The organism is Vreelandella venusta, from assembly GCF_015689495.1.
GTDB lineage: Bacteria > Pseudomonadota > Gammaproteobacteria > Pseudomonadales > Halomonadaceae > Vreelandella > Vreelandella venusta.
The window spans coordinates 3,127,839-3,154,469 of record NZ_CP065135.1 but is presented as its reverse complement, the minus strand read 5'-3'; the positions used below and the strand labels follow the sequence as shown (position 1 = coordinate 3,154,469).

The following is a 26,631-nucleotide window of genomic DNA, read 5'->3' as shown; positions in this document are numbered from 1 at the left end:
TGCGAAAACTCAATTTTTGCGCAGCGGGTTGAGCAAGTCGCTTAACCCATTGTGGTCAATTTCATGCATTAAATGCAGCAGCTGGCCAATTTCTCCTTTTGGAAATCCTTCCCGAGCAAACCAGTTCAAATAGGGACCGGGCAAATCGGCAATAAGCCAACCTTCGTATTTGCCAAAGGGCATAGTACGCGTGACCAGCTTCTCAAGGTCTTCGGGGTTCATGGGCTACATCTCCTTATCAATGGTGGTTGCACGTTGGCAGTTTAGAGCTCCTGTGATGATTCAGCCAGAAGCTGGGCAAACCCGCGGGCAGCTTCGCTTAGATGGCCAGTAGCGCGATGCACTAACCCAATATCGCGATGAAATGTATGCGCTTCTAACGAGATGGCGCGGACTGTTTGGGGCCAGCGCTTTAGCGCTATTGGCTGCGGCACTAAGGCAACACCCACGGCGTTACTCACCAGCTTTACAATGGCTTCAAGCTCGTCCAGCTCACACAAATCGTTAACTTGGCAGTGATTGTCCCTTAAAAAACGGTCTACTTGGCGTCCACCGAAAGAAGCGCGGTCGTAGCGAACAAACGGGTGTTGGGTTAGCAGCGTCCGCCAGCAATCACCAGCTAACTCCTGTGGGACAAGCAAGCGAAACGGCTCGTGGGCAAGGGGCGTCCAGCGTAGATCGCTATGCAGTGAAAAAGGCGGCCGAATAATAACAGCCATATCCAGTTCACCCGCATCTACCTGGTTCATTAGGTCCATGGAAAGACCTGGCACAATGCGGGTGCGACACTCTGCAAACTGCTGATGAAAGCGCGCCACAATATCCGGCAAGACGGTACGCTGGATAGAGGCGATAGCGCCAATAGTGACACGACTACCAGCCCCTTGGCCTGACGGTGAAACGCCCAATGTGGCGTATAACGCTAACAAGCTTTGGGCCTGGAGCAACGTCTCTTCGCCCCGCTGGGTGAGCACCGCGGTTCGGCCGCTACGTTCGAATAGCACAATGCCCAGGGTCTCTTCCAGGCGCTTCATTTGAGCACTTACCGCGGCTTGGGTGAGGCCAACTTGGAGGCCTGCCGCCGCAAATGTACCGTACTGTGCCACGGCGACTAGTGTTTTAAGTTCTCGTATCATTCGTTGTTGCTTTTATAAGAGCTGTCATAAGGAAACTCATAAAAAATATTTGTGAATGGCTCAAAAAACTATTGATTTTATTTTTACATAGCGCGACCTAGGATGGCTATACAGTAGCCAAGTTATACGGCTACCCCTTGCCAATAACGCAACGAACAAAAGCGCTGCAACAGGAGATAACCATGAGTCTTTCCCCGTTTCATCTCGCCATTCCTGTTTACGATGTTGCCTTAGCCAGAACGTTTTATAACGATGTATTTGGTCTGGAAGAAGGGCGCTCAAGCGACCATTGGGTCGACTTTAACTTTTTCGGCCACCAGTTGGTGATTCACGAACATCCGAAAACACCTGGCCAACAGAGCGCTCACACTAACCCGGTTGATGGCCATAACGTGCCGGTGCCGCACTTTGGCGTGATTCTAGAATGGGATGAGTGGGAAGCCTTGGCCGAGCGCTTAAAAGCGCGCAATACCGATTTCGTGATTGCGCCATACATTCGCTTTAAAGGTGAAGTCGGTGAGCAAGCCACCATGTTCTTGCTCGACCCTTGCGGTAACGCCCTGGAGTTCAAAGCGTTTAAAGACCAGGGCCAGATTTTTGCCAAGTAAACGTGTGCTAGGAAAACCGCTCAACAAAGCCGCGTTAGCGAATATGGTTAGGCGCGCTGTGATAATCGACTAGCTGCGCTGCTTGGTTCACGTGGCTCTTGGGCATAAAAGCGGCTGCGCCTTAGTTAGGCGCAGCCGCTTAAAATACTGCAGAAGCGTTGTTAGCTATCGAAACTATCACACGTGGGCAGAAACCCGCAGTCTGACGTAGTCGGCGGTCCAGTTGCCTTGCCCATCACTTAGACTGTGTGAGAGCAGGTTAATCGTATTATCAATAATGGCTACCTGCAGGTCCTCATCTAATCCGTGCAAAAACGGGCTTGCAAAGGTTTCGAGCCAGCCAGCAATACCCGTGGGTAGTGGTGTAGGGCGAGGGATTAGCTCGATAGAATCGACATGAAAGCCCGCAGTTTGAAGTAGATTTGTGTACTCTTCGGGGGTGGGAAAGTACCAAGGATGACGGCCACGTGAGCTAATGCCGCGAAACTGAAGCGAGGCAATAAGCGCCGTACAAATAGCGGCCACGTTGCCATGCCCCCCAAACTCTGCAACAAAACGCCCACTGGGCTTTAGTGCGCGTTTTACGCCAGCCAGTACCGTTTGCGGGTCCAACATCCAGTGTAGCGCCGCGTTGCTGAATACCGCATCAAACTCTTTGTCAAAGGGTAACTGGTGTCCATCGACAACCCTCGCAGTCACCCCGCGCTGTTGAGCGGCAGCGACCATCTCTGCGGAGGCATCGACACCCAGTACATCGGCACCTAATTGCATAATGCGCTCGGTAAGCGCGCCATCACCACAGCCAAGATCCAGGATGCGTTGTCCGGGCTGTGGTGCTAAAAGCTTCATTACATCGCTTCCCAATTTGGGAACAAAATTCGCGTGTTCCGCGTAGTGGCTGGCGTTCCATTCCTGCCCTTGCGGTGTGAGAGGGGCGTTCGACATATCGGCTTCCTAGCGGCGTTATTTATTTTAGGGGGGACCCAGTGGCTTCATTTAGTATAGCTTGCTATCAATAGCATGCGTTAAGCCTGAACTCAGGAATAAATGCATGGAACCAAGGCACTTTAGTTGTCATATCCGTTATATCAAGTATTAAGAGGCGAGACGAAATGAATGATGTTATCAAACTGCTTCAAGCTCACCGTTCTATCCGTAAGTTTACCGACCAGAAAATTTCGCGCGGGCTACTGTTAGAACTCATCAAAGCGGGCCAGGCCGCAGCGACATCAAGCCATGTGCAAGCCTACACCATTATTAATGTCACCGACTCAGCGAATCGCGAAAAAATTGCGGAATACGCTGGTGGTCAAAGCTATGTCGCCAGTAGCGCGGTGTTTTTAGTATTTTGTGCGGATATGAAGCGCCCGACAGAGGCATCTGAACGGACAGGTGCCAACGTTGAACGAGGTATGACGGAACAGCTATTGGTTGCCACTGTTGATACTGCTCTAGTGGCACAAAACGTTGCAGTGGCGGCCGAGTCGGAAGGGCTTGGGATTTGTTATATCGGTGGTATCCGCAATAATCCTCAGGCGATCAGCGAACTTTTACACTTACCTGAGCATGTTTATCCGGTGTTTGGTATGTGCCTTGGCTATCCGGCTCATAACCCTGAGGTTAAGCCGCGTCTACCAGTAGAGGCTATTCTCAAGGAAGATACTTACCGTGAAGATATTGAGCAAGTTGAGGCATTTGACAGCACTATGCAGGCTTACTACCAAACCCGCAGCACGGGCAACAAAACGACTGATTGGTCGCATAATCTAACGCCGCTGTTCGATTCAAAGCTGCGTCCCCACATGCGTGACTTTTTAGTTAAGCGTGGTTTTGAAATGAAGTAACCAATGGAGTGAGTGTGAAGTAGGTCATCAGCGTGGGGTAAGGCGTTTAAAAGAGCAGGTTTCTTGCGCTGCACGATAATCGCGTTCATCTATACTGGTTGCATGCCAAAAGTAGTGCCGATAACAATAAAAGGAGCTATTGATGAATCTTCAGCGCGCTTACTACCTGCTAGCAGCTTTTTACAGCCTGTTTCCATTTATCGGGCTAGTGGCCATTTTCTCTGGTGGGGGGACGCCGCTGGCGGTGGCTCACCTCACGCTGGGAGGGCTTGCCGTGATAGGGCTGTGGGGCTACGTATTGAAACGTGGGTTTATGAACCCCCGCATGTGGCAGCCCTTAGCCGTGGTACTTGCTGTTATGGCGGCAGGTCAGATGCTGGTGATCTTCATCTTTCCCGTTTCCAACATTGCACTTACCTGGATGCTGACAAGCAGTATCTTCTCAGTGATGCTAACCATAGTGCTGTTTCACTATGGAGAACGTGATCAGCCGCTGTGGGCAACGCCTGTAGAGGCTGACGCTGCAAAGCAGCTTACAAAATTGCTTGATAGTGCTTCACCTTTATCTGCTGTTCACTACGAAGGTGAACAAGAAAATAGCGTTAACGTTACTAAAATAGGCAGCCAATACCATGCCAAAGTGACGCGGCGTGGCAAAAATGGGCAAGAGACATTTGAGCGCTACTTTCAGTACCCTGAAACACTGGTGTTTTTTTTGGAAAAATTCGCCAGCATTTCAGTTCAGGATTTTCGGCAAACAGCGCTTTCTTAAGTCGTTTAACGAGCTAGATTTAAAAAATGCGTTAAGAAATAAATGTGTGAGCGATCTGAGGCTTTAATGTTTCTGCGATATGTTCGTATAACGGAATCAGACGCTCACTCATCTCTTTTTTCGCCACATGATAGTCAATGTAGTAAGCATGGCGAGTACCGTGATACACAATCGGCTCACTTACTTTGGTAAACTTAAAGCCTGATATCGCCAATAAACGGGGAAGGCGAGGCTCCATCATTGCAAAAACATGCCTGCGATTAGTTAAACCAACGATAGAGTAAGTACATAAAAAAAGACCCAGGGCGACAAGTGAGAACGTCTTTGCCTCATCTTGTGAAAATAAGACGACTTCTTTATCTGCGGCTTCTTCTGGAGTGGTAGATTTTCGCGTTCTGAAATTTTTAGAAATAGCTAACCGTGATACTTCACACGTTTCAAGAGGCGGTAGCTTAAATGGCGTTAATGTCGCATGGTTTAGTAACTGCTCCCCTTGGTTTTGAACAGGCAACTGATTAGCAGGGTGTGTGTTACCGGAAAAGGGCATGACTAATCGTACGCATCCTGCAAGAATGCCACTCCGTTTATGTTCTATAAGGCAATGAACCGAGTAATTATCGTACTCATCGGACTCATACAGATGCGCCTCATCTTCATGCATTTCGTAGTTGAATTCTTTTAAAAATACATCGTGCCGTAGCCGGAAGGCGCGCCGTTTTTGGTCGTCGGTGTTAGCAATAAAAAAATGATATTCGTCGATAAATTTGTCAATCATCCCCTTATGATTACTTTTATCGTCAAACTCACTTCCTTGGGTGGTTTTCCCTGCTAGCATCTGTTGCTTCCTTCTGAGTGCGGCTGCTTACCGAAGTCGAATTTTTTCAGGCTTCCCTAGATGATAGCCCTGTCCATACTGAATGCCATAAGAAAGCAGAACAGGTACCAGTGCTTCTTGGTCTACAAATTCCGCAATAGTCTGCTTACCGAAGCCTCTTGATATATCGGCAATTGCTTTGACAAGCGTGTGGCTATCCGTATCGATAAGTAGGCTGCGAATAAAAGAGCCATCAATTTTAATATAGTCCACCGGGAGCTGGCTAAGGTAGTGAAAGCTGCTAAATCCAATCCCGAAATCATCGAGTGCTGTTCGGCAACCCAAATCCCTGACGGCTTGCAGCACGTTGCGCGCTGTTGAGAAATCTGTAATAGCTGCCGTCTCTGTTACTTCTAAAATGAGATGATGGGGGTCAGCACCACAGGTTTTTAATTGATCTGCCAGAAACTGTTTTAAACCTAGATCATGTAAAGACTGGCCTGATAAATTGACGGCCAACGATAAGCCCTCTTTTTGTAGCGTCGACAGTGCCGCTAGGCTATGGCGTAGTACCCAACGGTCAACTTGAATAATTAAACCGCTTTGCTCTGCAACAGGTATAAATTGTGCCGGAGAGACTAAGCTACCATCGTCATTGCGCATACGAAGCAATACTTCGTAATGCTTAATGTCGCGGTCCTTCAGCCGCACAATGGGCTGCGCCCACAGTTCAAATTCGTCGTTTTCTAGTGCTTTGTGCAGCCGCTCTACCCAATAGACGCGTTCTTGAAGCTCATCTTTAGCATTTTCCGCCTGCTTGAGAAGGTACCAATGCTGATTGCCACTCTCTTTTGCTTTGTACATGGCCATATCGGCGCTAGCTAACAGGTCAGCGGGTGTCTGCCCATTAACAGGGAACAGCGCGATACCAATGCTGGCAGAAACATGGTGCTTTCTTCCTGCGGCTGAGAAGCTAAGGCCGTCCAGCAATTGAGCAATGTATTCAGCCACATTAATTGCTTGTTCGCTGCTAATATCTTCTAGCAGTAGGGCAAACTCATCACCACCGAGGCGGGCAATAATGCTTCGCTGACTGAGATTTAAAAACAGCGTATCAGCAACTTCTCGTAATAGGCGGTCGCCGACATGGTGGCCACTCAGTTCATTGATCTCTTTAAACTGGTTTAGGTCTAGTAGTAATACAGCGCCTTTGGCTTGATTAGCGATAGTGCGCTTCAAAGCATCTTGGAAATAGCGGCGATTATAGAGTTCCGTTAATGGGTCGTGTTCCGCAAGCCACGTTAAGCGCGCCTCAGCAGCCTTACGCTCGGTGATGTCTAGCCCAACGGATATCTTCGAAGCATTGTGGCTGTTACTGTTCGCTAAAAAAGCGTGGTACCAAACGACGGTAAAAGAGCGTTTATCCTGAGTTTGAAATGTCTTTTCTTCCTGGCTGGAAGTACTAAGGCGATTCACGGTACTGTCATTAGCATTACTGTTGTCTTCATCCGCAGTGTTGCTGGGCGATGCCAAGTGCGCATTGTGATCAAAGATGTCAGAGAAGTGGCGCCCAATAATATCTGCGTCTTTTAGCCCTAACCTTTCTAGCGTGTAGCCATTAATAAGTTGAATACGCCCAGCACTATTTTGAACAACAATAAAGACTTGTGCGGTATTGAGCAGACTATTTACAAAATCACGCTCTTTGGCTAGCTCATCTACGCGTTCGGCTAGCTGTCCGCTATGCTCTTGGACACTCTGTTCCAGTGCTTCTAACTGGTGGGAAAGCTCCCGGGTTGAATCTTCCAACCTATCAATTTCATTAGAAAAATGCCGCCTTGGTAATGGGAGTTTATCCCTTACACGACGAAATTCACCGTTTGCCAGTGCGGGCAATAGACCAGCGACTCGCCTTAGCCGAGCCATGGGACCCAAGAGGATAATCAACAGTAATAGTTCGGCAGCTAACCAGCCGACCAAGCCCACCACAAGTAGTGTTTTCGTTGCTGTACGAATAGCGACGATCTGAGAAGTGATATCTGAAATAAGTAGGAAGTACCCAGTGCTGCGCCAGTCGGCGTCTTCCTCCATGTACACGGCACTTAATTCAAAATACCGGCCCATGTATTCAAGGCTGAAAGGCATATGAGCCAATTGATTCAGAAAGACGTCTTGAGATGCTCGTTGAAGTATCGAAAGCGTCTGGTCGCGGTTTGTCAGCGCTAGAATATGGCCGTTCCAATCTGCCAGTAAAAGCGCCTCGGTGGGAGGGGAGCCCGTCATGCGTCCGGTCACCATCAGCGCTATTTCGCTATTGGAGACCTCTTTAGCTTGCCGCGTAACATCGGCAAGTGAGCGCGATAGCACTACCATTCCGATGCTAGCGCCATCCACAAGAACAGGAACCGCAGCAAACTGTTGGCATGTTACGGCGCAACGTAGTGTGGTAATGGGGGACTCTGTGGTTAGTACACTGCTTATCCAGCCTTGAATGGGCAGATCAACCGGCGGATCACTGGCACCTGAGTAACCCACTCTTGCTCCTTGGGTATTAAAAACAAAGATTTCATCAATCCCTGCTTCTAATTGCAGAGAAGGCCACTGTGCTCTGAGCACATTAGCTAGCTCGTCCTGGTTATTCTCTTGTAGTGCGCTTCCAAGCTCAGGCGCCGCAGCGGTTAAACCCGCCAACTGGCGTAAGTTATCCGCTGAGCGCTGCATTGCTAAGCGGATCTCGCGCTGCTGCCGCTCATGGCTTTCTATCCGGCTACTTTCTAACTGTTGAGTGAGCTGGTGTTGACCTAACCAGATAAAGAGTGCCACAAGCGCGAGCAGTAATAGACTGCTCAGCGCGATAACACGCCAAGTCAAACTAAGCCGGTAGCGCGCTTTGGAGAACGAACGTGTGGGCATCTACATATCTCGCTTAAAAGCGCAGTGAAAGCTGGAAGAGCAGCATATTCCAGTGTCGGCTTGTTTCTGACGCATCCGCATCTTTATGTAAGGGTAGCCAACCAGTACCGTCCACATGATGATATTCACCTGCCAACATTAGGTTAGGTCTGGGTGTCCACTGAACGCCAAAGGTAACGTCATCAGCAAATTGGGAATGGGCAGGGCCCAAACCACTTTGTGCGTATTGAGTACCTGAGCGGTCACTTCGGTCGTTTACTAAACGATCGAAGCGAATTAACCACTGCCAATCATTGTCCATACGGCGCGTATATTGCACATACCAGCTTTCACCGGTTTTTTTATTATCGATGGCGGGATTAAAGCCATCTAGTTCAATTGTTCTCAGTGCATACTCAGAGGTTAAGCTCCACAGCTCGTCATTGTATTGCAATGAAAATACCCAAGGCTGAAACTGAAAGCTGCCATTAGTTAGTGGAGCTTGAGCGCCTTCATAGTCAGCGTTAGCACTCGCGGTGCTAAGTGCCATTAGAAAGTGTCCGCTGTTGTCTTCATAGCGAATTTGGCCAATTGCAGAAGAGCCCGCTTGTAACGATCCTGGAAAACGATTAAACCCCAGCGCTTGATCTACATCACCTTCTATGCGTGTTTTACCAACGCCTGCTTGAAAGCGAAAAACGCCTGACGGGGTTCTCTCTTCATGATAAATACTGGCGCCATCGCCAGCTATTCCCAACGATCGAGTGCGGTCAAAATAGATTGATTGCGGCAACAGGATACTAGGGCGCGTGAAAGCGACGTCACGCGTTTGGTTATACAGGCCGAAGGGATTTTTAAATCTACCTAACTGAAGGCCAAGCGTACGTTGCTGGTTGGAGACCATCTGATAATCCACCACGCCATAATCTAGCGTTGGGGCCGCATCGCTGGTTTCACCACCGGCGCGACGGCTAAGTACCTGAGCGGCCACCAGCACATTGCGGTGAGGGCGGATAGAGGCGTTAACACCTATTTCGGTATACTCCAAACTTCCTGCATTCTCGCTGCTGCGACCGAAGAAATCGTTATCATTGGTAATGATAAGCGCTTGGCTCAGGAAACCATGCACTTGTAGAGTGTCGAGAACGTTGTCGTTTGCCCAGGCTGACGAGTAAACAGGCAGTGCTAGCAAGCTTGTGAGTACGGCTGCAGTGGGCCTGCGGGTAACGGAAAAATGTTCATTCCATTGAAATAACTTGGACATTTTCATCCAGATACTCCCTTTCAAGGTATCCCAGCGCGCCAGGAGTATTCGCAATCTTCTCACGCATTTCGAACTGATCAGCAACGCGGTTAGGCGCTTGCCCCATGCCAGAAAACACCATGCGATCCCATGCCAGTTGTAGCTGATGTGGATAAACGGCGAGCTGCTCTTTAGTGAAACGCGCATGGACAGGATCTCGGTTTGGCAACACGAATACCTGTACGGCATCGCCGTCCGGCCATGTACGTTGTCGCATAGCAAATATCGCCCGTGTTGTATCACGGTTTAACCATTGCGTGGCTACTGCTGGGTGCGCTACTAGAAGTATGGTTGCGTCTTGATCAACGGACTGTGCATGGGTTTGTCCGGCAAGAAGAAAAGCCAGTGCTAACCCAGTAAGGCCCCGTGTGATTTGTTGGCAAACGGTGTGTATCAAGCAAAGAGACGGCATAGCGCGAGTCTTTTCCATCGCTTGCTGAACGCCCAACCCATGCAGCATGCCAGTTGTGCCAGCATGCTATACGTGTGTGAAATGATGACGCTTACTCCTCTTCAGCCTTTAGAGGCAAACTATTGTTTGATAAATATTTTGGGTGACGGCAGATAAATTTTTGGACCTCGGCTAGCTAGCGGTAAGTCGAAACTGCACAGTTTTTAAACCCTACATCAATTTTGTCGATCTTACCTACATTACAATCAACAAAATTATATAAAACTAAAGTATATATCGTCTGATAGTGCCCCACCGCAAGGCTGATTGACGATGACACACTAGGGCAGTGTTTGAAGCGCTAAATACACCCGTTCAATAGACCCACTTCTCGATAGTTAAGCTGTGGCTAATTGCTATCAGGGTGGGGAATAGGGTAGCGATTACATCACGACCAACTAAAACGCCCGGCCAGAGCCGAGCGTAAAAGTGACGAGCTAGTGATGGGCTAGTTCGCGAGTTCCAGAAGCCGGTCAGTGTAGTCGGTAAACAAACCGTTGACGCCCCAGTCCCGCAAACGCTCCATCTCATCAGTTTCATTGATGGTGTAAACGTGAACGGAAAGGCCGTTTTCTTGAGCTTGGCTAATAAACTCAGCATCAATAACGTCTTCGCCGTTATAGGTTACATTTGTGCCGATACCCACCGCGTACTCTTTAATAGCCTGAAAATCGTCGTCAGTGGTATCTGCTGGCGCAGGAGTAACCCCTGTCCACTCTACTAAACGATCATTATCTTCTGCGCTGGGTGAGTACCAAACCAACTGGATGAGGGGAATATGTTTATTAAGCTCATGTAGTTTGAGTAGGCTACCCTGCTCAAACGATTGCACCAGCACACGACCATTTTCAATCATGTCGTGCTCTTCAAGTGCCTCCACCAAGGCTTCTTCTAAACCAGGGTTTAAGAGAGGGGACTTGGTTTCAATATAGTAACGAGCCTCGTGACCAAAGCGCTCAAATAGCTCTTCCAGAGTGAGTATCTGCGCTCCTGCAAAGGCCGGGTCTGCCTTATCGGCATTGGCGTCGTTGAACCAGGTGCCGGTATCAAGCGCCTTTAGTTCTTCTAGCGTGTAAGCATTGATACTACCTTCGCCGTCACTGGTGCGGTCGACGGTATCATCATGGAATACCACTAACTCACCATCAGCGCTAAGTTGAACATCGACTTCTAGGTAATCAGCTCCCCACTCATGGGCCAGTTCATAAGCTGCCATGGTGCTTTCCGGTGCATGTCCGCTGGCACCGCGATGCGCGATTACCTGGAACGACTCCAGATCCTTTAGCTGCTGCTCCAGTGGCGTTGTCTCTGCGAGTGCAGTGGACGTAGTAGCACCAGCAAAAAGACCCAGAGATAGCACGGCAACCAACGGATAACGTTGCATATAAAACCCTTAATTGAACAATTGTTCAATTATCCTACATGCCCGTAAGCGTAAATGCCAAACTGCGCATACCCTCCCAAGGTTTTATGGTAAGTCGCTTAGCGCAGCTAGGCGGCTTATAAAATAAATTGCAGAAAGCCACTGTTAATACGCACAGATAATGCACACAGAGCAGGTGTAGACACCTGCCTCGTCTAGTTTAGCTAGTTTAGATTGTTTAGATAGCGGCATTGCGGTGGAGGTTATCCACGAGTATCTGCGCTTCTTTACGCGATGTTAAGCGTACAAACTGAATATGGGCGTAGCGTGGATCAATCATATCGGCGAAGTAACGTTTGCGGTTTTGATGCCATGTTTTAAGCGACCAGAGCAATACTGAATCACGGCTTAAAAATGTTTGGCGAAAGCTTTCGCGGTTTCCTGTGCCGGGCCAGATCTCTTCTTTGCTAATAATGCGCTTTATCGCTCGTGAGCAGGCTTGGCTGAAGACACGCCAGAAGGGGAAATCGATCCACACCACCATATCGACATCGCGCCACTTAATTGGCCGCGTGCGATCAAAGTTGCCATCCAATACCCACCCTTGGGTGGAGACTGACAGTGCCTCCTCCAGCTTAGCGAAAAAAACATCGTCGGGTGTGCCTTCCCAGTTAGCGCGCCAAAACAGCTGATCAAGCTGAATGTAAGACGTATCCAGCGCTACTGAGAGCTGTTTTGCCAGTGTGCTTTTGCCACTACCACTAGTGCCGACCACATTGATTTTCATGGGGGTATCTCCTGGGCGGCGCAGTAGTTTAAAGAGTGTTCTAAACACGGGCAAGTGCACTTGAGAAAAGAAACTCAAAGGCTCACAGTGAGTTACCAACATTTGGGAACTGATAAGCGGCTTTTTCAGGATGCCGCTCTATAAAGGTTGGATGACTCAAAAACACCTGCAATTACCGATAAGAGACCATTCAAGAAGAGCAATGACGACGATGCTAGTCGTTGGCACATACTCCCGGTATGACTACCAGGAGTATGTGCTGCCAGGAGTATGTGCTGCTGGATGGAAGGCGCTCAATTGATGAAATTGTTTGAGGAAACTGTTTGAGGAAATTGCTCCTTCGTTGGGCTAGAGCAATCGGTACTGGGTGTCTCTAACCCACCCAGCCCAACAGTCGCCACCAAAGGTAGTCTAATGGCATCAATAGTAAGATCGTTATTAGCGCTAATGGGATGATGATTTTCAACAATTGGCTCAGAGGCTCTTTAGATAGCTGCATGGCCATAATCAAGGGCGCCACCTGATAAGGAAAGATGACGGTGGAAAAACCTACCACTTGAGTCATTAGCACTGTAGAAAGTGGGAGTTCTGAAGCAGCGGCGAATTCGCTGGCCATGGGCGTTAGTATGGTCGCTACATTGGGTGTGGTGGCGACTACTCCAGTCAAGGTGGCCATCAATGAAAGCGACATAAAGTCCCAGAAGGGGCTACTGTTGCTCGTCTCCAGCAGTTGACTAAACTCTTTGCCCATTACATTGCCAATCCCCGAAACATTTACCAGTGTTCCCACCCCCAACGCGGCGGCCACAAATACCACGGTGCCAAAATCTGTCGCTCCATTGAATGATTTCGGGGCCATGACACCGACTTTTGGCATCATTAGCACCACCGCTGCCATCAGTCCTACCCACGCCGGGTTCACGCCGTGTAGCGTATCGGTTACCCAAAACAGCAACGTAATGCCGAGTATGACAGCCACTTTTTTTTGCTGTGTCGCATCGCCGGAAAATTTGGTTTCAGCGACGGCTTGCTTAAACTGTGGGTCAATACGGGCTGGAAATACCACTATTACCAGCGCTACGATTAATAGCGCTTTTAGCACTCCCAAAATAGGAAAGTGCAGAAGTAGATACTCCGCATAGCCAAAATGAATGCCATATAGACTTTCACTTGCACCTGCCAAAATCATATTAGGGAGGTTGGATGGAAGTACCGCAAAACTTGGCATGTTACAAGCGGCAGCAAGAGCGGTTGCTACGCCCAGCCGGCCAGCGCTGCCCGGCTCAAAGCCCACTCGTTCAGCCAATGCTAAACCAATAGGAATCAATACCACTGCTCGACCCGCTGAAGAGGGCATCACAAAGCCTAATGCTACGGCGGTTAACACTAATCCCCCAATCAGCCGTGGATAGCTTGCCGTTAGAAGCGGTGCCAATACGGCCGCTAGTCGATCGCCAAGTTTGCTTGATGTAATGGCAGAACCAATTACAAATCCGGAAATAACCATCCACACGGCTGTTGAGCCAAACCCGGCGAATAGTTGCTCCGGCGCTAGCAGTCCAAAGACACTAACCAGCGCGAAAAAGATCAGGCCAGTCAGAAATGGGGGGAGTATGCCGGTACTCCACAGCACCAGCGTGAGCAGTACCATGCCAGCGCTGTAAGAAAATGCCGCTGGATTGCCCGTTAAGGGAAAAAATGCCAATAACAAAGCCACCAATAAAGCCGCTGCTGTTATTGCGTGGGAAAAGCGAAGTGAACGAAGCATGAAGGGGGTCCTGGTGGCGATGAACTCAATTGCGCGGTGCGCGCAGCTGGACCTACAATAGCGCCTGCATGCTGACGTGTTGAGGGTAAGATATGACAATAAATAGCGATAAGGCGACAATGTCGCCACCCAGTGATATAGCGTTTGTCCTCGATCCTAGTCGCCCTGTATTGACTCGCGCTCGCAGTATGCAGGCTGAAACCGGGGTATTGCCGCACGCTCACCCACGCGGGCAATTGCTATGGGCTAAACACGGCGTGCTGCGTGTTACCAGTGAACAAGCGGTGTGGGTTGTCCCCTCTACTCACGGCGTGTGGATACCCAGTGGCTGTCTCCACCAAGTGAGTTGTGAAACGCTGGTGGAAACCCGCAACCTCTACATTGATCCTACTTGCAGGGCACGTGATCAGGATACCCAGGTGGTGATGGTGGCGATGAGCACGTTGATGCGCGAGATTGTGCTAAGGCTAAACGATTCCCTAAAGTGTCGCGACGGCGATGCCAGCACGACGCGCCTAGGTCTAGTCGCTATTGATGAACTAAATAGTCTACCCGCTGAGAATTTGTCGCTACCTGCTGGGGCTGACCCGCGGTTGCGACGTATCATCAGCCACATGGTCAACCACCCGGATAATCGCCATACATTAGCTGAGCTGGCGGGCCTTGCCGGGGCGAGTGTACGAACGCTAGAAAGACTATTTAAGTCCGACACCGGGCTGACCTTTCGCCAATGGCGTACCCGCTTCAAGTTGATGAACGCGCTTGAAGCCCTGGATAGAGGCGAAAGCTCAACCGCAGTGGCCTATACGGTAGGCTATAAAAGCGTCAGCAGTTTTGTGGCTGCCTTCAAAACGGAGTTTGGCTATACACCTCAAGTCCGCGCCCGCTGCCAATAATGCGGCGATTAGGCGTTAGTTGACTCATGCATTAACCCCTTTCATGCCTTCCGGCGTGTAGCGCTCACCGATGACCGGAATGCGAGCGGTGGCTGCTTCCAACTGGCGTTGTTCATCCGGGATCAGAGTGATAGCCGTTGCAGCTGCATTCTCTTCAAGATAACGCAGCCGCTTAGTTCCTGGAATTGGCACGATATTGGGGCCTTTAGACAGTAGCCAGGCGAGCGAAAGCTGTGCGGGTGTGCAGCCTTTGTCGGCGGCCACTTGACCAATCACGTTGGCGATTCGGCGGTTGGTACTTATGGCTTGATCTGAAAAGCGCGGCAAGTTAGGACGGAAATCACCTTCTTCGAAATCCGTCGTGTCCTGAAATCTTCCCGTTAAAAAACCACGGCCTAATGGCGAGTAGGGCACAAAACCGATGCCTAGCTCTTGGCAGGTAGGGAGCACCGCTTGCTCTACGTCGCGTGTCCAAAGCGAATACTCGGTTTGGACGGCGGTAATCGGATGCACTGCATGGGCGCGGCGCAAGGTGTCAGCGCTGACCTCGCACAGGCCGATATGGGCAATTTTTCCCTCTTTGACTAGCTGGGTGAGTCCTTCCATGGTCTCTTCAATAGGCACATCCGGGGTTACGCGATGGACGTAGTAGAGATCGATTTGCTCGACCCCTAATCGTCGCAGCGATGCCTCGCAGGCCTTGCGCGCATACTCGGCGCTGTTGTCCAGGCGTCGTTGATACTCACCGGGCTTGCGCACAATGCCAAACTTGGTTGCGATACGCACTTGCGGCTTATGCTTGGCCAGAAAGCGGCCAATAAGCTCTTCGTTATGGTGCGGCCCGTACATATCTGCCGTATCAAAAAAGTTGATGCCCAGCTCCACTGCCTGCGCTAATACGCGTAGCGATTCACTGTCATCCCGGGGGCCGTAGAATTCGCTCATGCCCATGCAGCCCAGGCCAATGGCGGAAATAGAAAGGTCGGTGCCAAGTGTACGTTGTTGCATGCTGTCTCTCCGTGAACCGTTCTTGAGTAGCGGAGTGACAGCGTGGCACTATCCCATAATGAAAAAAATGAACGAGTTCGATAAGCCGTTTTCCGGTTTTGAAAAGCAGATGCCCCGTGGGTGGGTGTGGGATGACACCCGCGCCTTTTTGGCTGTGGCTCGTCACGGCACGCTGAGTGGTGCCGCCGCGGAACTGCATTTGGGCATTGCGACGCTCTCCCGACGTATTGAACGGCTGGAAAAAGCGCTGCAGCTACCGCTATTTGTGCGCCAACAGTCGGGCTACCAACTGACCGAGGAAGGCGCAGGGCTGGTCGAAAAAGCTGAAGCACTGGAAGCTGCTGCGATGGCGTTTACCACCGATGTTTCCCGCCACTCACAGCTGAGTGGTAGAGTGCGTTTGGCTACCGCAGAGAATTTGGCAACGGCATTGATTCTACCTGCGCTTGCGCAATTTCAGCGTCAGTACCCTGGTATTACACTTGAGCTAGTGACGGATATCTCGACGGCCAACCTACACCGTCGTGATGCTGATTTAGCCCTCAGAATGGTCAAACCTGAGCGCGGTAATGTCACCCTTCGCCGCTTGGGTTCCTTAGGCTATGGGCTTTACGCTAGCTCAGCTTATGCGGCGCAGCGTAAAACAGCGCTTGATACTGGCGACTACGACATGGATGCTTTTATCACCTGGGGGGAGGCGCAGGCCCATTTGCCTGCAGCACAGTGGGTCGAGCGCATTCTACAAGGGCGAGAGCCAGCGCTAACCACTACCTCTTTGGCAACTCAAGTCGCCGCAGCTAAAGCAGGGCTAGGTATTGCAGTACTACCGCACTTTTTGGCTCAGGAAGCGGGATTAGTCTGTATTGCTTCTGATCTTGGCGTGGATCAGCCTATTTACCTCGTTATCCAAACAGACCTGACACAGTCACGCCGAACCCGTGCCGTGGCGGACTTTCTTATTGAACTGGTCGCCAGTAACCATGCTCGCTTGAGCATGGGCTGAGAAGCGGGGGGTATGACTCTAATTGATGCTATCAACGCCCTCTCCGTAGCCAGGATTCCCGTAGCCAGGAGAGAGCGTTAAAGCCAAGCGTCAGCCTTTGGAGCTGAGAGCCTGAGCCGGTGAGTACGATGATGCACTGTGTGTCACGAGACTCACGCCGATGAATACGACGGTATTGACGACTAGGCCACAGAAGCCAGCGTGCCAGCCGAATGGAGTACTGACCCCAAACTGGAACAATAGGGTTAGGGCCGCGCCTACTGCTAAACCTGCAAAGGCACCAGAGCGTGATGCTCGCCGCCAGAATAGTGCGCCAAGCAGCATCGGCAGCAACTGCACCACGATGCCATAGGCGCCGAGTAACAAGCCAACCAATGAGCCAGGGTTGGCTAGGGCTAGCAAGTAGGCTGCTAAGGAGATTACCACCACACCGTAGCGAGTCAGCCTGAGTGCCTTGTCATCAGATATACCACGCAGCACGGGCAGGTGCTGCCCCACGTCTCTTACCAGAATAGTGGCGGAGGTATGAGCCAAGTTGGCAGCCGTAGACATTGCCGCGGCCAGCGCGCCGGAGAGGGCTATACCGATTAGCCACGCAGGGAAGTCAGCTAGTTCAACCACTAACGTCAACAGCACGCGATCAGCAGAGTCGAGCGGGCTATCTTCGAGTAGTAATACTCCTGCGAAGCCGATAACCAGCAATGGCACCAGCAAGTAGCTATAAAGTGGATAGAGTACGAACACCTGTTTCAGGGTTCGCTCACTGCGCGCACTATAAAACTTCATGAAAATGTGCGGCCACATTACGCAACCTAGAGCACTTACTAGGATGGCTGTCGAGAAGGCTCCCCAGCCCATGCCGCCAGCACCGGGCATGGTTAGATATTCCGGCGCTTCGCGCTGCAGTTCGCGGAACATTTCACCGACTCCACCAAAGAACTGGTCAGCCGTTGCCAAGCCTAGAAACCACGCGACACCCACCATCATCACGCCCTGGAGCAAGTTGGTCCAGCCGATGCCTTGTAAGCCGCTCGCATAGACATAAGCCGCCACCACGCCACAGGCCAGTAAGCTGCCGAGCCAGAACGGAATGGTGCCTGAGGTTGCCGCCTCGAAGAGCAGTCCCGCACCCGCGATCTGAATAGTTAGGTAGGGGATCATCGCCAGTACGCTGACCACACCGATGAAAAGCCCCAGCAGATTCCCCCGAGTTGGATAACAGGCAGAGAGGAACTCCGCCTGGGTCAGAAAACCATGGCGACGGCCAAGCCGCGAAATGTGTGGCGCGATTAACCACCATACAATCACAGCGAGCGCCAGGTAGGCGATGATATAGAGTGCCGGCGCCCCTTTGCTGTAGGCCCAGCCGGGGGCTCCAAGAAAGGCGAAAGCAGAGAATATCTCCGCTCCGAGAATGAAAAACAGCACCAGTAGCCCCATGTGGCGCCCACCAGCGACGTAGCCTTCCAAAGACGAACTCTGGTTATGCCTTGCTCGCAGGCCCACCGCTAGAACGATCAGCAGGTAGGCTAGGGTGATGGTAGTGATCAGCAGTGAATCACTCATCGTTCACCTCCTGTGCGGCATCATGGCGATAGGCAATCACTAGTCCCACAAATAGGACAAAGACCCAAGCGACGTACCAGAACATGAAGAAGGGCAAGCCAATCACCATCGGTTCGATGCGGTTGGCCACTAATGCGCCAGGCCAGATCATCGCCAGTGCACAGATAGTGAAGTAAATCAGCAATCCCCTAGGGGGAAGCGAGGGGCGGGATTTCATATGCATACCTCATTATTGTGGTGTTATCGGTAGTAGAGCAGGCCTCGTTTAGGCGGCAGCGAGTGCGCCGAGGCCGATGGCCAACAGTAGTTGGCAACCAGTGGGAATAATGTCGTCGTTAAAGTCGTAACGAGCGTTGTGTAATGGTGCGGTGGCTTCATCCTTGGCTGTACCGAGGAAGAAGTAGGCTCCTGGACAGCGCTGCAGCATGAAGGAGAAATCTTCGCCGCCAAGGCTAGGGTCGACGTCGCGCACCAGGGCAGCTTCGCCGAGTGTTTGCACTACGCAGGATTCCACGTGGCGGGTTTCCGCCTCGCTATTGATCGTCGCTGGGAATATGCGTTGGTAGTCGACCTCAATGTCGCCGCCATGGGCAATGGCCACCCCTTCACAAACACGGCGAACAGCATGCTCAATACGATCCTGAGTGTCGGCATCAAGGCTTCGTGCTGTACCGCTGATGCGTACTTCATCGGGAATAATGGCGAAACCGTCAATATCGCCCCCCTGCAAACCACACAGGCTGAGGGCCGCGGGGGAGAGAGGATTAATATCACGGGCGACCACGGAGTGTAGATTTTGAATCAGGGCACCCGCCATACGCACAGGATCTGTCGATAGGTGTGGGTTGACGCCTCCATGGCCCCCTTTTCCGCGTACCCGGATATCGAGCCGATCGGTGGCTGCCATGATGGCACCTGAGCGGACGGCCACTTGGCCAGCAGGCAGAGAAGGCCAGTTGTGCAGGGCGTAGATGGCCTGCATAGGAAAGCGCTCGAACAACCCCTCTTCAACCATTGCCCGGCCACCACCTAATCCTTCTTCTGCGGGCTGAAAGACTAGGTGAATGGTGCCAGCGAAGTCGCGGTGTTCAGCCAGGTAGCGGGCGACGCCAAGCAGCAGGGTCGTGTGACCATCATGACCGCAGGCATGCATGCGACCGGGCACTTCGGATGTGTGGTTGTGCTCGCTAAGCTCTTGGATCGGTAGAGCGTCCATATCGGCGCGTAGACCAATCTGGCGTCCATTGTCGGGCTGATCACCGGTGACAGTCGCAACGATACCGGTTTTGCCGATGCCAGTTTCAAAGGTCAAACCGAGACGTTCTAGTTCTTCAGCGATGCGCTTAGCCGTGGCATGTTCCTGAAACCCTAGCTCTGGGTGACGGTGCAGCTCGTGCCGCATTTGGGTCAGCTCGGCGTGGTGACGCTCGAAGAAATTTGCGTTGATGAGTTCTGTCATAGTCGATTCGCATAGTTGTTGGATGGACCAATTCATCTTGGTTGTTTCGGTGGCATAGAGAAAATAGTTTTTTTATTAGCTTTCCATGCTTATATTGGATGGAAAGAGCCACGGCGGGTCATTCAATGGGAATGAGATGGACTTCAAACGCTTAAAATATTTTCAGACCGTCGTAGAGGAGGGAGCTATCTCCTCAGCAGCACGACGGATACCACTTGCTCAGCCAGCCCTGTCACGTCAATTGCTGCTGCTTGAAGATGAGGTCGGTACCACATTGCTAACTCGTTCACGGCATGGCGTTCGCCTGACCGCCGCAGGCGAATCGTTCTACCGTGATACCCGGCGTTTGCTTGGCGAATTCGAACAGGCCAAGCGCAATGCACGGCGCATCGCCGATGGCCAAGTCGGTGAGTTGCGTCTAGGGGTGACGGTGATGCATTTATGGGTACCCCAGATAATCGGTTTGCTCAACCGTTTCCGCGAGCAATATCCCGAGGTCACGCTGAAAGTAGAGTCAGTGCTTTCGGGGCCTCAGGTCGATGCAATCCGCCGTGGGAGGCTGGATGCTGGCATGTTATTTTTCCCTCCAGAAGATGATGACAGCCTCTGTAGCCATTGCTTGTATGAGGATCATCTCGTATTGGTTACCAGTGCCACCTCACGCCTAGCGCGACAACCGCCGCGATACCTAGCCGAACTCAATGACGAAAATTTTATCTGGTTTGATCGTAGTGCCACCCCGGTCTATCACGACAAGCTGATCCACGCTTTTCAGCGAGAGGGTTTCACGCCCCATGTGGTTCAGGAGGGAACTGACAACGCTACTATGTTGTGTTTGGTAGCTGCTGGCATGGGCTGCAGTATTTTGCCGGCCATGACCATGGCAGGGGCACCAGAAGGCGTAGTAAGTCATCGCCTGGAGGATCTCAAGCTGGCTTTGCCTTTGATGCTGGTATGGCGCAGGGATTCAGGGCTGTCGGCGGTACGCCGGCTGATCGAAATTGCCGAAACAGAATCTTTGGCGACTGATGATGACGCTGACGCGTGACGTTCATCTTGATGGAAATTAATAATATGGAAACACCTATGTCCCCCACCGATATTGGCCGTGCATACAATCAGATCACTCATCTCTGGCAGAGCGAAAAATTTAATCTCACGAACGGTGTAGACGCGCACAAAAGAGCGCTAGCGTTTGTAAAGAATCGAGGCAGGGCGCTGGATATTGGCTGTGGTTGCACAGGACGTTTTATTGACCTGCTACAGCAGGAAGGCTTTACACCAGAGGGGGTGGATATTTCTGCTGAAATGCTGCGGCTGGCTAAACAGAAACATCCAGACGTGACCTTTCACCACCAGGATATTTGTCAGTGGCAACCGCCTGGCAAATACGATGTCATTACTGCGTGGGATAGCATCTGGCATATTCCACTGGCTCAGCAGGAAGCTGTGATAACCAGGATTATTAATAGCCTGAGCGAAGGTGGCGTATTTATCTTCTCCTTCGGAGGCACCGATGAACCCGGTGATCACACCGACAGCTTCATGGGGCCACCGGTTTACTACTCATCGCTCGGTACTAACGGCTTTTTATCCCTGTTGTTAAAACTTGGCGTAGTATGCAAGCACCTAGAGTATGACCAACATCCTGAACTGCACGCGTATCTGATTGCTCAGAAGGAATGAAGAGCCTATAACCTGGCTTGCTGGTGTAACGTATCAACAAAACGGGCTAATGCGGGCGACCAAGTAGCGGGTTCTGAAGTAACAAAATAGGTGTCGATATTGGCAATCTCGGAGGGCAGTTCCATCGCGTGAATGCCGAAGCGGTGCTGGTGCGCTTCAATGATAATACGTGGCAGCACGGTGTATCCCATCCCGGCTGCTACGCAACCAAGCATGGCGTCTAGCGTGCCAAACTCAAAAACACGCACGGCATTAATTCCTTGAGATGCCAGCAGCAGTTCGATACGTTGCCGGTAACTACATCCCTGACGAAATGCGAGAAACGTTGCGGTTAGTAGTTCTTCCGAGCTGGGTGCGCTCGTCATGGGAGTTGAGCTTACCAGCACAAGCTGTTCGCTGAAGACTTTGAGCGAATGATAGCGATGATGATCGATAGCGCCGGCCACAAACACACCATCCGCCTGGCCGTCCATTAGCTTCTCGATCAAACTGGCGGTGGGGCCGGTCGCCAAGGTCATATCAACCTCTGGAAAGTCAGCATGATAGGCCGCCAGTATCGGGGGGAGGCGCAGCGCCATAGTCGTTTCCATCGACCCCAAGCGCAGCTGGCCAGTTGCGTTCTCTGCACTTTGAAACAGCATTAATGCTTCGTCATGCACTGCCAGCAACCGTTCTGCGTAATCCAGTAACGCTAGCCCCGCTGACGTAAGGCGCACGCCACCCGTGCGATGAACCAGCTGCGCGCCTAATTCCTCCTCAAGTTTTTTGATATGCGTGGTCACGTTAGATTGCACCGTGTGCAGTTGCTTTGCGGCGGCCATAAAGCTGCCGGTTTCTGCCACCGCCATAAACAGCCGCAATGATTTAAATTGCATGCCCATCTCCCTTAAATGGCCACTGTCTCAAGGGCTATCTCAAGAGCTATCCCAAGAACTATCTCAAAAAAAGATAGAGGTTATCATTATAAATCGTTTCTAAAGAATTGTTGGGGTGGGTAAGCTACAGGTAAATGCGCTTGTTGCCAATCTTGCTGCACAGCGATTAGTAAGGATACGACATGATCAATAGCAAAGACTTGCCTGCTCTGATGACTGGCGTGATGGCCACCTTGGCGGGAATAGGCATTGCACGTTTTGCCTACACACCACTATTACCGGCACTGATTCAAGAAGGGTGGTTCAGTGCCAGCCAAGGGGCTTATCTAGGGGCTGCTAATCTTCTCGGCTACTTTATTGGTGCGTTATCTGCTCATGCACTAAGTGAGCGTTTTTCTGTTCGCGCGGTGATGGGGGCAAGTTTCGTAGCGATTGCACTGAGCTTTTTTCTCTGTGCAGGGGCGGGCAGTTTTGGCTGGTTTTTCTTTTGGCGATTGGTCTCAGGTATTGCTGGCGCCATTCTTATGGTGGTTGGCCCATCGTTGGCTCTGTCAACCACCCCTCCGGAAAGGCGGACGAGTGTCGGTGCCTTGGTGTTTACTGGCATTGGCTTCGGTGCGCTGCTTTCCGCATCGGTGGTGCCTGTGCTCCTGGAGTTAAGCTTAACGGTTACCTGGGCAACGCTGGGCCTGCTCTGTATTGCCGCTGCTCTGGTATGTGACTGGGGCGTTACGCAGCTCTCCTCTCCACCGTTGGCCAGTCAGGAAAAGTCAACAAGTCAGAGCGGGTATGCCGGAATAAATGCCGCTGTGCTACTGGTGATCGGGGCCTATGCCCTGGACGCCGTCGGGTTTGTTCCGCATACCGTATTTTGGGTGGATTATCTCGCCAGAGAAAATGCCTTAGGACATCAAGCGGCTTCTCTACAGTGGGGTATTTTCGGCTTGGGCGCTGTGTGCGGGCCACTGGTGGTAGGAACGTTGGCGAGAAAAGTGGGTTGGCACCATGGTTTAACCCTCGCTTTTTTAGCCAAGGCTGCCGCTGTGGCCCTGCCCGTATTTTCACTTGCACTGCTTAGTCAGTCAGTTTCCTCGTTCGTGGTGGGCGCGATGATCCCAGGTATTGTTGCGCTGACGTCTGGGCGACTGGCCGAATTGGTCGGCCCCGCTGCCCACAAAAAGCTCTGGGGGCAAGCGACTGCTGCTTTCGCTGCGGCTCAAGCGTTTTCTGGCTACGCGATGTCGGCGCTCTATGTAGTTTGGGGCACTTATTCACCGCTATTTGCGATTAGCAGCCTGGTATTGGTAGGCGGCTTTGTACTAGTGCTGCTGAGCCGATGCCAGCAACGTCACGTTTCCCTCTCTACTGTTCCTCTCGCTACTAAAAACCGGAGGCCATAATGCAGCTTTTTCTCAACGCAACCTCACCCTATGCGCGCCTAGCGCGGATCATCTTACTTGAGAAGGATCTGGTGGATGACGTTACATTGCGCTGGTGCGACCCTTGGGCAGACGACCAAGCGCTGCTAGAAGCTAATCCCGCCGGGCGAATTCCTGCGCTAGTGACAGACGAAGGCACAACACTTAGCGAGTCGATGCTGATTGCTGTTTATCTTGATAGCATCAGCTCTCACTCGCCTATGATTCCCCAAGCCCGATTAGCGAATGTGCTGCATCTGGCGGGGCTTGGTCAGAATCTTATGGATGTTGCGTTTACAACCGTTATCGCCAGAAAACATTATGGCGCTGAGATTGATCACAGTGAGCTTGGGCGAAGGCGCCAGCGAGCCATGCAGCGAATAACCGAACAACTGAACAGTGAACTCCACGAAAGTCAGCTGGCGCCATCGATGACGCTTGGTGAAATCGCCTGCGCTGTTGCACTAGAGTACGTGTCTTTCAGGTTGCCAGAAGTGCACTGGAAGGAAGCGTACCCACAGCTCAAAGCGTGGCATGCCGCAGTAATTGCCAGAGATAGTTTTCAGCAGACGGCATTTGTGTAGCCTCCCGCGGGTGCGGTGACGCTTACACCGCGCTACAACATAATAAAATTCAATAGTTTGGATTATGTTGCGCGGGTTAACGAATCTTGCGAGGGGCGAGTAAATGAGGCATCCGCGAATGGAGACGGAGCCTCCCGGTAAGGCTGGGGATCACTCGCTGAGTGCCTGCTTAAGCCACTTTGCCAGTGGTTCGCTGCGGCGGCTGCTGGTTTGTTCCGGCAACCATAGGCAGAGACGGGCGGGTGTTTCGATACTCCCCCAGGGAGCCACCAGCCGCCCGCTGCGTAAATCGTCTTCCACCAGTAGCTTGGGCGCTATTGCGACGCCCAAGCCCGCTACTGCTGCTTCAATCAGATAATAAAGATGGGCAAACCCTTGGCCCTGTTGAAGGGCATCTTCCAATGCACGCTGCTCCAGCCCTTTGGCGCTCGCCCACTGCGGCCACGCCTGGGGACGTGAAGCGGTCACTAACAGCTTGTTGGCAAATAACGATTCTGGTTTGGCTGGGTCAATGTGCGCGGCTAGTAGTGGGCTTGCTACTGGGCAAATCTGCTCGGGAAGTAGCTCGATAACCTCCACATCCGCGGGCCAGGGCGGTTCAATAAACGCCAGGGTAGCGCTGGTATCTACCTGTTGAGCGGGCAGTTCGCTGTCACTTACCACGACTTTTAGCTTCAGTTGCGGCAGCTCTTGGTTCAGGCGATCCAGGCGGGGAATTAGCCAGCGCGCTAGCAGGCTGCCGGGGCAGGCCAGAGTAAAGGGCGCTTCTTCCACGTCACGCTTGAGTGCTGCGCAACTATTGCGCAGTTTGCTAAATGCCTCGCCCACGCCGCTTTGCAGTTGCTCACCATGGTGAGTCAGCACCAGCCCACGGCCTGCTTTTGCGAATAGTGCTACACCAAAGTGCTCATCCAGGCTTTTAAGCTGGCGGCTAACCGCGCCGTGGGTAACGCTTAGCTCATCGGCGGCAGCGGTCACGCTACCCAATCGGGCAGTGGCTTCAAAGGCGCGCAGGGCGCTAAGCGGCGGCATGCTGTTCTGCATTGCTTATCCCATTATGATGTTCTGCTGTAATAGTTGATTAAAACTCACCTATTGGTGACATCTTATCGATTTTTATCCTCGCCTGCCTGCGCTACCTTCAATCCAATCCTAATTTTCACCTTGTACTCAGAGGTCGTGATGAACCAATTCGTGAACCTGCCCGATGCCAATGGACTGTTTGGCAGTTTCGGCGGCCGCTTTGTCGCTGAAACACTCATGCCGCTCATTTTAGAGCTGCAAGAAGAATACGCTGCCGCTAAAAATGACCCCGAATTCCAGCGCCAGTTAGCCTACTTTCAAGGGGATTACGTGGGGCGCCCAAGCCCGCTTTATTTCGCTGAACGACTGACCGAATACTTCGGTGGGGCGAGTATTTACCTCAAGCGCGAAGAGCTTAACCACACCGGCGCGCACAAGATTAACAACTGCATTGGCCAGGTACTGCTAGCCAAGCAGATGGGCAAAAAGCGCATCATTGCTGAAACCGGCGCCGGAATGCACGGCGTGGCCACCGCCACGGTAGCAGCGCGTTTTGGTCTGCCCTGTGTCATCTATATGGGCTCAACCGACATTGAGCGACAGCAGCCCAATGTGTTCCGCATGAAGCTACTGGGGGCTGAGGTGATTCCCGTTACCTCCGGCACCGGCACACTCAAAGATGCCATGAACGAAGCGCTGCGCGACTGGGTGACCAACGTAGATGATACCTTCTACATTATTGGAACCGTGGCTGGGCCGCACCCGTACCCTGAAATGGTGCGCGACTTCCAAGCGGTGATTGGCCATGAAACCCGCAGCCAAATGCTCGAAAAGCAGGGACGTTTGCCGGATTCGCTGGTGGCCTGTATTGGTGGCGGCTCAAACGCTATGGGGCTGTTCCATCCGTTCTTAAACGACCCAGATGTGCAAATGATTGGCGTAGAGGCGGGCGGCAAAGGTGTTAAAAGCGGCCTGCATGCCGCCAGCTTGAACGGCGGGACGCCTGGCGTACTGCATGGTAACCGCACTTATCTGCTGCAAAATGAAGATGGCCAGATTATCGACGCCCACTCAATATCAGCGGGGCTGGATTACCCTGGTATCGGCCCAGAACACGCATGGCTCCACGAGCAGGGACGGGTTGAGTATGTTTCCGCCACTGACGATGAAGCGTTGGAAGCCTTCCAGATCTGCTGCCGTCAGGAAGGCATTATTCCTGCCCTGGAAACTGCCCACGCCTTGGCGGAAGTGGCTAAGCGTGCGCCCCAGCTTCCTCGTGAGCACCTAATGGTGGTCAATCTTAGCGGTCGTGGCGACAAAGACATGATGAGCGTCGCCCATCATCTAGGTGAGAAATTCCAATGAGTGCGAACCA

At 51.9% G+C, this 26,631-nt stretch carries 26 protein-coding genes; 10 read left to right on the top strand and 16 right to left on the bottom strand.

The window, feature by feature from the left end; translation table 11 throughout:
* Nucleotides 1-9: 9 nt before the first annotated feature.
* Nucleotides 10-222, bottom strand: coding sequence for a DUF3820 family protein (locus IR195_RS14815; RefSeq protein WP_038477229.1), 213 nt, complete (start codon nt 220-222; stop codon nt 10-12).
* A 41-nt stretch (nt 223-263) separates the two neighbouring features.
* Nucleotides 264-1,136: a LysR family transcriptional regulator gene (locus IR195_RS14810; protein ID WP_206047955.1), complete on the bottom strand. Its 873-nt coding sequence runs from the start codon at nt 1,134-1,136 to the stop codon at nt 264-266.
* 182 nt (nt 1,137-1,318) lie between these two features.
* Here IR195_RS14810 and IR195_RS14805 point away from each other — a divergent pair, with 182 nt between their 5' ends.
* On the top strand, nt 1,319-1,744 hold the full coding sequence (locus IR195_RS14805; RefSeq protein ID WP_146942037.1) for a VOC family protein: 426 nt from the start codon (nt 1,319-1,321) through the stop codon (nt 1,742-1,744).
* Between the two features lie 177 nt (nt 1,745-1,921).
* On the opposite strand, the gene IR195_RS14800 is transcribed toward IR195_RS14805, so the two are convergent.
* A complete protein-coding gene (locus tag IR195_RS14800; protein ID WP_206047954.1) occupies nt 1,922-2,689 on the bottom strand; it encodes a class I SAM-dependent methyltransferase in 768 nt (255 codons plus the stop codon).
* A gap of 167 nt (nt 2,690-2,856) precedes the next feature.
* Here IR195_RS14800 and nfsA point away from each other — a divergent pair, with 167 nt between their 5' ends.
* The gene (gene nfsA, locus IR195_RS14795; protein ID WP_125750422.1) at nt 2,857-3,588 is read left to right on the top strand and encodes an oxygen-insensitive NADPH nitroreductase; all 732 of its coding nucleotides are present in this window, start codon (nt 2,857-2,859) and stop codon (nt 3,586-3,588) included.
* A 142-nt stretch (nt 3,589-3,730) separates the two neighbouring features.
* Nucleotides 3,731-4,360: a hypothetical protein gene (locus IR195_RS14790; RefSeq protein WP_146942041.1), complete on the top strand. Its 630-nt coding sequence runs from the start codon at nt 3,731-3,733 to the stop codon at nt 4,358-4,360.
* Between the two features lie 31 nt (nt 4,361-4,391).
* Here IR195_RS14790 and IR195_RS14785 read toward each other — a convergent pair whose 3' ends face one another.
* The 7 genes from IR195_RS14785 to IR195_RS14755 form a co-directional block, all read right to left on the bottom strand.
* On the bottom strand, nt 4,392-5,195 hold the full coding sequence (locus IR195_RS14785; RefSeq protein WP_206047953.1) for a PEP-CTERM/exosortase system-associated acyltransferase: 804 nt from the start codon (nt 5,193-5,195) through the stop codon (nt 4,392-4,394).
* A gap of 27 nt (nt 5,196-5,222) precedes the next feature.
* A complete protein-coding gene (locus IR195_RS14780; RefSeq protein ID WP_206047952.1) occupies nt 5,223-8,087 on the bottom strand; it encodes a bifunctional diguanylate cyclase/phosphodiesterase in 2,865 nt (954 codons plus the stop codon).
* A gap of 13 nt (nt 8,088-8,100) precedes the next feature.
* Nucleotides 8,101-9,336, bottom strand: coding sequence for a hypothetical protein (locus IR195_RS14775; RefSeq protein WP_198350368.1), 1,236 nt, complete (start codon nt 9,334-9,336; stop codon nt 8,101-8,103).
* The gene (locus IR195_RS14770) at nt 9,305-9,829 is read right to left on the bottom strand and encodes a hypothetical protein (protein ID WP_241006734.1); all 525 of its coding nucleotides are present in this window, start codon (nt 9,827-9,829) and stop codon (nt 9,305-9,307) included. Before IR195_RS14770 ends, IR195_RS14775 begins: the two co-directional genes overlap by 32 nt.
* Nucleotides 9,830-10,268: 439 nt before the next feature.
* Entirely contained in the window at nt 10,269-11,204 is a 936-nt protein-coding gene (locus IR195_RS14765) for a glycerophosphodiester phosphodiesterase family protein (RefSeq protein ID WP_206047951.1), read from the bottom strand.
* Nucleotides 11,205-11,421: 217 nt separating this feature from the next.
* Entirely contained in the window at nt 11,422-11,970 is a 549-nt protein-coding gene (locus tag IR195_RS14760; RefSeq protein WP_206047950.1) for a P-loop NTPase family protein, read from the bottom strand.
* 373 nt (nt 11,971-12,343) lie between these two features.
* Nucleotides 12,344-13,738: an SLC13 family permease gene (locus tag IR195_RS14755; protein ID WP_206047949.1), complete on the bottom strand. Its 1,395-nt coding sequence runs from the start codon at nt 13,736-13,738 to the stop codon at nt 12,344-12,346.
* Nucleotides 13,739-13,830: 92 nt separating this feature from the next.
* On the opposite strand from IR195_RS14755, the gene IR195_RS14750 reads away from it, so the two are divergent.
* Entirely contained in the window at nt 13,831-14,634 is an 804-nt protein-coding gene (locus IR195_RS14750; RefSeq protein WP_206047948.1) for an AraC family transcriptional regulator, read from the top strand.
* Nucleotides 14,635-14,658: 24 nt separating this feature from the next.
* Here the strand turns inward: IR195_RS14750 and IR195_RS14745 are convergent, their stop codons facing one another.
* Entirely contained in the window at nt 14,659-15,642 is a 984-nt protein-coding gene (locus tag IR195_RS14745) for an aldo/keto reductase (protein WP_206047947.1), read from the bottom strand.
* 67 nt (nt 15,643-15,709) lie between these two features.
* Between IR195_RS14745 and IR195_RS14740 the strand changes: the two genes are divergently transcribed.
* Nucleotides 15,710-16,645, top strand: coding sequence for a LysR family transcriptional regulator (locus IR195_RS14740; protein WP_423250112.1), 936 nt, complete (start codon nt 15,710-15,712; stop codon nt 16,643-16,645).
* A gap of 90 nt (nt 16,646-16,735) precedes the next feature.
* Here the strand turns inward: IR195_RS14740 and IR195_RS14735 are convergent, their stop codons facing one another.
* The 3 genes from IR195_RS14735 to IR195_RS14725 are packed head-to-tail and all read right to left on the bottom strand — an operon-like array spanning nt 16,736 to nt 19,670.
* On the bottom strand, nt 16,736-18,211 hold the full coding sequence (locus IR195_RS14735; RefSeq protein ID WP_062363614.1) for a sodium:solute symporter family protein: 1,476 nt from the start codon (nt 18,209-18,211) through the stop codon (nt 16,736-16,738).
* The gene (locus tag IR195_RS14730) at nt 18,204-18,428 is read right to left on the bottom strand and encodes a DUF3311 domain-containing protein (RefSeq protein WP_054641024.1); all 225 of its coding nucleotides are present in this window, start codon (nt 18,426-18,428) and stop codon (nt 18,204-18,206) included. Before IR195_RS14730 ends, IR195_RS14735 begins: the two co-directional genes overlap by 8 nt.
* A 48-nt stretch (nt 18,429-18,476) precedes the next feature.
* Nucleotides 18,477-19,670 carry a M20 aminoacylase family protein gene (locus tag IR195_RS14725; RefSeq protein WP_206047945.1) on the bottom strand — a complete coding sequence of 398 codons (1,194 nt, stop codon included), beginning with the start codon at nt 19,668-19,670 and terminating at the stop codon, nt 18,477-18,479.
* A gap of 136 nt (nt 19,671-19,806) precedes the next feature.
* Between IR195_RS14725 and IR195_RS14720 the strand changes: the two genes are divergently transcribed.
* Nucleotides 19,807-20,718: a LysR family transcriptional regulator gene (locus IR195_RS14720; protein WP_206047944.1), complete on the top strand. Its 912-nt coding sequence runs from the start codon at nt 19,807-19,809 to the stop codon at nt 20,716-20,718.
* Between the two features lie 38 nt (nt 20,719-20,756).
* A complete protein-coding gene (locus tag IR195_RS14715) occupies nt 20,757-21,356 on the top strand; it encodes a class I SAM-dependent methyltransferase (protein ID WP_206049804.1) in 600 nt (199 codons plus the stop codon).
* 5 nt (nt 21,357-21,361) lie between these two features.
* On the opposite strand, the gene IR195_RS14710 is transcribed toward IR195_RS14715, so the two are convergent.
* Nucleotides 21,362-22,231 (bottom strand): LysR family transcriptional regulator, encoded by an 870-nt coding sequence (locus IR195_RS14710; protein ID WP_120386560.1) that lies wholly within the window; start codon nt 22,229-22,231, stop codon nt 21,362-21,364.
* A 182-nt stretch (nt 22,232-22,413) separates the two neighbouring features.
* Here IR195_RS14710 and IR195_RS14705 point away from each other — a divergent pair, with 182 nt between their 5' ends.
* Together IR195_RS14705 and IR195_RS14700 are read left to right on the top strand one after the other, a co-directional pair.
* Nucleotides 22,414-23,631 (top strand): YbfB/YjiJ family MFS transporter, encoded by a 1,218-nt coding sequence (locus IR195_RS14705; protein WP_206047943.1) that lies wholly within the window; start codon nt 22,414-22,416, stop codon nt 23,629-23,631.
* Nucleotides 23,631-24,233 carry a glutathione S-transferase N-terminal domain-containing protein gene (locus IR195_RS14700; protein ID WP_206047942.1) on the top strand — a complete coding sequence of 201 codons (603 nt, stop codon included), beginning with the start codon at nt 23,631-23,633 and terminating at the stop codon, nt 24,231-24,233. Before IR195_RS14705 ends, IR195_RS14700 begins: the two co-directional genes overlap by 1 nt.
* Nucleotides 24,234-24,383: 150 nt before the next feature.
* Here IR195_RS14700 and IR195_RS14695 read toward each other — a convergent pair whose 3' ends face one another.
* A complete protein-coding gene (locus IR195_RS14695; RefSeq protein ID WP_206047941.1) occupies nt 24,384-25,277 on the bottom strand; it encodes a LysR family transcriptional regulator in 894 nt (297 codons plus the stop codon).
* Nucleotides 25,278-25,415: 138 nt separating this feature from the next.
* Between IR195_RS14695 and trpB the strand changes: the two genes are divergently transcribed.
* Nucleotides 25,416-26,621, top strand: coding sequence for a tryptophan synthase subunit beta (gene trpB / locus IR195_RS14690; RefSeq protein WP_206047940.1), 1,206 nt, complete (start codon nt 25,416-25,418; stop codon nt 26,619-26,621).
* The last annotated feature ends 10 nt before the right edge of the window (nt 26,622-26,631 follow it).

What these genes read in the sequence shown, in the direction of transcription:
- IR195_RS14810 (WP_206047955.1), bottom strand. Translation starts at nt 1,136, where the DNA reads ATGATACGAGAACTTAAAACACTAGTCGCCGTGGCACAGTACGGTACA.
- IR195_RS14730 (WP_054641024.1), bottom strand. Translation starts at nt 18,428, where the DNA reads ATGAAATCCCGCCCCTCGCTTCCCCCTAGGGGATTGCTGATTTACTTC.
- IR195_RS14745 (WP_206047947.1), bottom strand. Translation starts at nt 15,642, where the DNA reads ATGCAACAACGTACACTTGGCACCGACCTTTCTATTTCCGCCATTGGC.
- IR195_RS14815 (WP_038477229.1), bottom strand. Translation starts at nt 222, where the DNA reads ATGAACCCCGAAGACCTTGAGAAGCTGGTCACGCGTACTATGCCCTTT.
- IR195_RS14790 (WP_146942041.1), top strand. Translation starts at nt 3,731, where the DNA reads ATGAATCTTCAGCGCGCTTACTACCTGCTAGCAGCTTTTTACAGCCTG.
- IR195_RS14695 (WP_206047941.1), bottom strand. Translation starts at nt 25,277, where the DNA reads ATGCAGAACAGCATGCCGCCGCTTAGCGCCCTGCGCGCCTTTGAAGCC.
- IR195_RS14750 (WP_206047948.1), top strand. Translation starts at nt 13,831, where the DNA reads ATGACAATAAATAGCGATAAGGCGACAATGTCGCCACCCAGTGATATA.
- IR195_RS14720 (WP_206047944.1), top strand. Translation starts at nt 19,807, where the DNA reads ATGGACTTCAAACGCTTAAAATATTTTCAGACCGTCGTAGAGGAGGGA.
- IR195_RS14710 (WP_120386560.1), bottom strand. Translation starts at nt 22,231, where the DNA reads ATGCAATTTAAATCATTGCGGCTGTTTATGGCGGTGGCAGAAACCGGC.
- IR195_RS14780 (WP_206047952.1), bottom strand. Translation starts at nt 8,087, where the DNA reads ATGCCCACACGTTCGTTCTCCAAAGCGCGCTACCGGCTTAGTTTGACT.
- IR195_RS14775 (WP_198350368.1), bottom strand. Translation starts at nt 9,336, where the DNA reads ATGAAAATGTCCAAGTTATTTCAATGGAATGAACATTTTTCCGTTACC.
- IR195_RS14760 (WP_206047950.1), bottom strand. Translation starts at nt 11,970, where the DNA reads ATGAAAATCAATGTGGTCGGCACTAGTGGTAGTGGCAAAAGCACACTG.
- IR195_RS14765 (WP_206047951.1), bottom strand. Translation starts at nt 11,204, where the DNA reads ATGCAACGTTATCCGTTGGTTGCCGTGCTATCTCTGGGTCTTTTTGCT.
- IR195_RS14770 (WP_241006734.1), bottom strand. Translation starts at nt 9,829, where the DNA reads ATGCTGCATGGGTTGGGCGTTCAGCAAGCGATGGAAAAGACTCGCGCT.
- IR195_RS14715 (WP_206049804.1), top strand. Translation starts at nt 20,757, where the DNA reads ATGTCCCCCACCGATATTGGCCGTGCATACAATCAGATCACTCATCTC.
- IR195_RS14740 (WP_423250112.1), top strand. Translation starts at nt 15,710, where the DNA reads ATGAACGAGTTCGATAAGCCGTTTTCCGGTTTTGAAAAGCAGATGCCC.
- IR195_RS14800 (WP_206047954.1), bottom strand. Translation starts at nt 2,689, where the DNA reads ATGTCGAACGCCCCTCTCACACCGCAAGGGCAGGAATGGAACGCCAGC.
- IR195_RS14785 (WP_206047953.1), bottom strand. Translation starts at nt 5,195, where the DNA reads ATGCTAGCAGGGAAAACCACCCAAGGAAGTGAGTTTGACGATAAAAGT.
- trpB (WP_206047940.1), top strand. Translation starts at nt 25,416, where the DNA reads ATGAACCAATTCGTGAACCTGCCCGATGCCAATGGACTGTTTGGCAGT.
- IR195_RS14805 (WP_146942037.1), top strand. Translation starts at nt 1,319, where the DNA reads ATGAGTCTTTCCCCGTTTCATCTCGCCATTCCTGTTTACGATGTTGCC.
- IR195_RS14705 (WP_206047943.1), top strand. Translation starts at nt 22,414, where the DNA reads ATGATCAATAGCAAAGACTTGCCTGCTCTGATGACTGGCGTGATGGCC.
- IR195_RS14725 (WP_206047945.1), bottom strand. Translation starts at nt 19,670, where the DNA reads ATGACAGAACTCATCAACGCAAATTTCTTCGAGCGTCACCACGCCGAG.
- IR195_RS14735 (WP_062363614.1), bottom strand. Translation starts at nt 18,211, where the DNA reads ATGAGTGATTCACTGCTGATCACTACCATCACCCTAGCCTACCTGCTG.
- IR195_RS14755 (WP_206047949.1), bottom strand. Translation starts at nt 13,738, where the DNA reads ATGCTTCGTTCACTTCGCTTTTCCCACGCAATAACAGCAGCGGCTTTA.
- nfsA (WP_125750422.1), top strand. Translation starts at nt 2,857, where the DNA reads ATGAATGATGTTATCAAACTGCTTCAAGCTCACCGTTCTATCCGTAAG.
- IR195_RS14700 (WP_206047942.1), top strand. Translation starts at nt 23,631, where the DNA reads ATGCAGCTTTTTCTCAACGCAACCTCACCCTATGCGCGCCTAGCGCGG.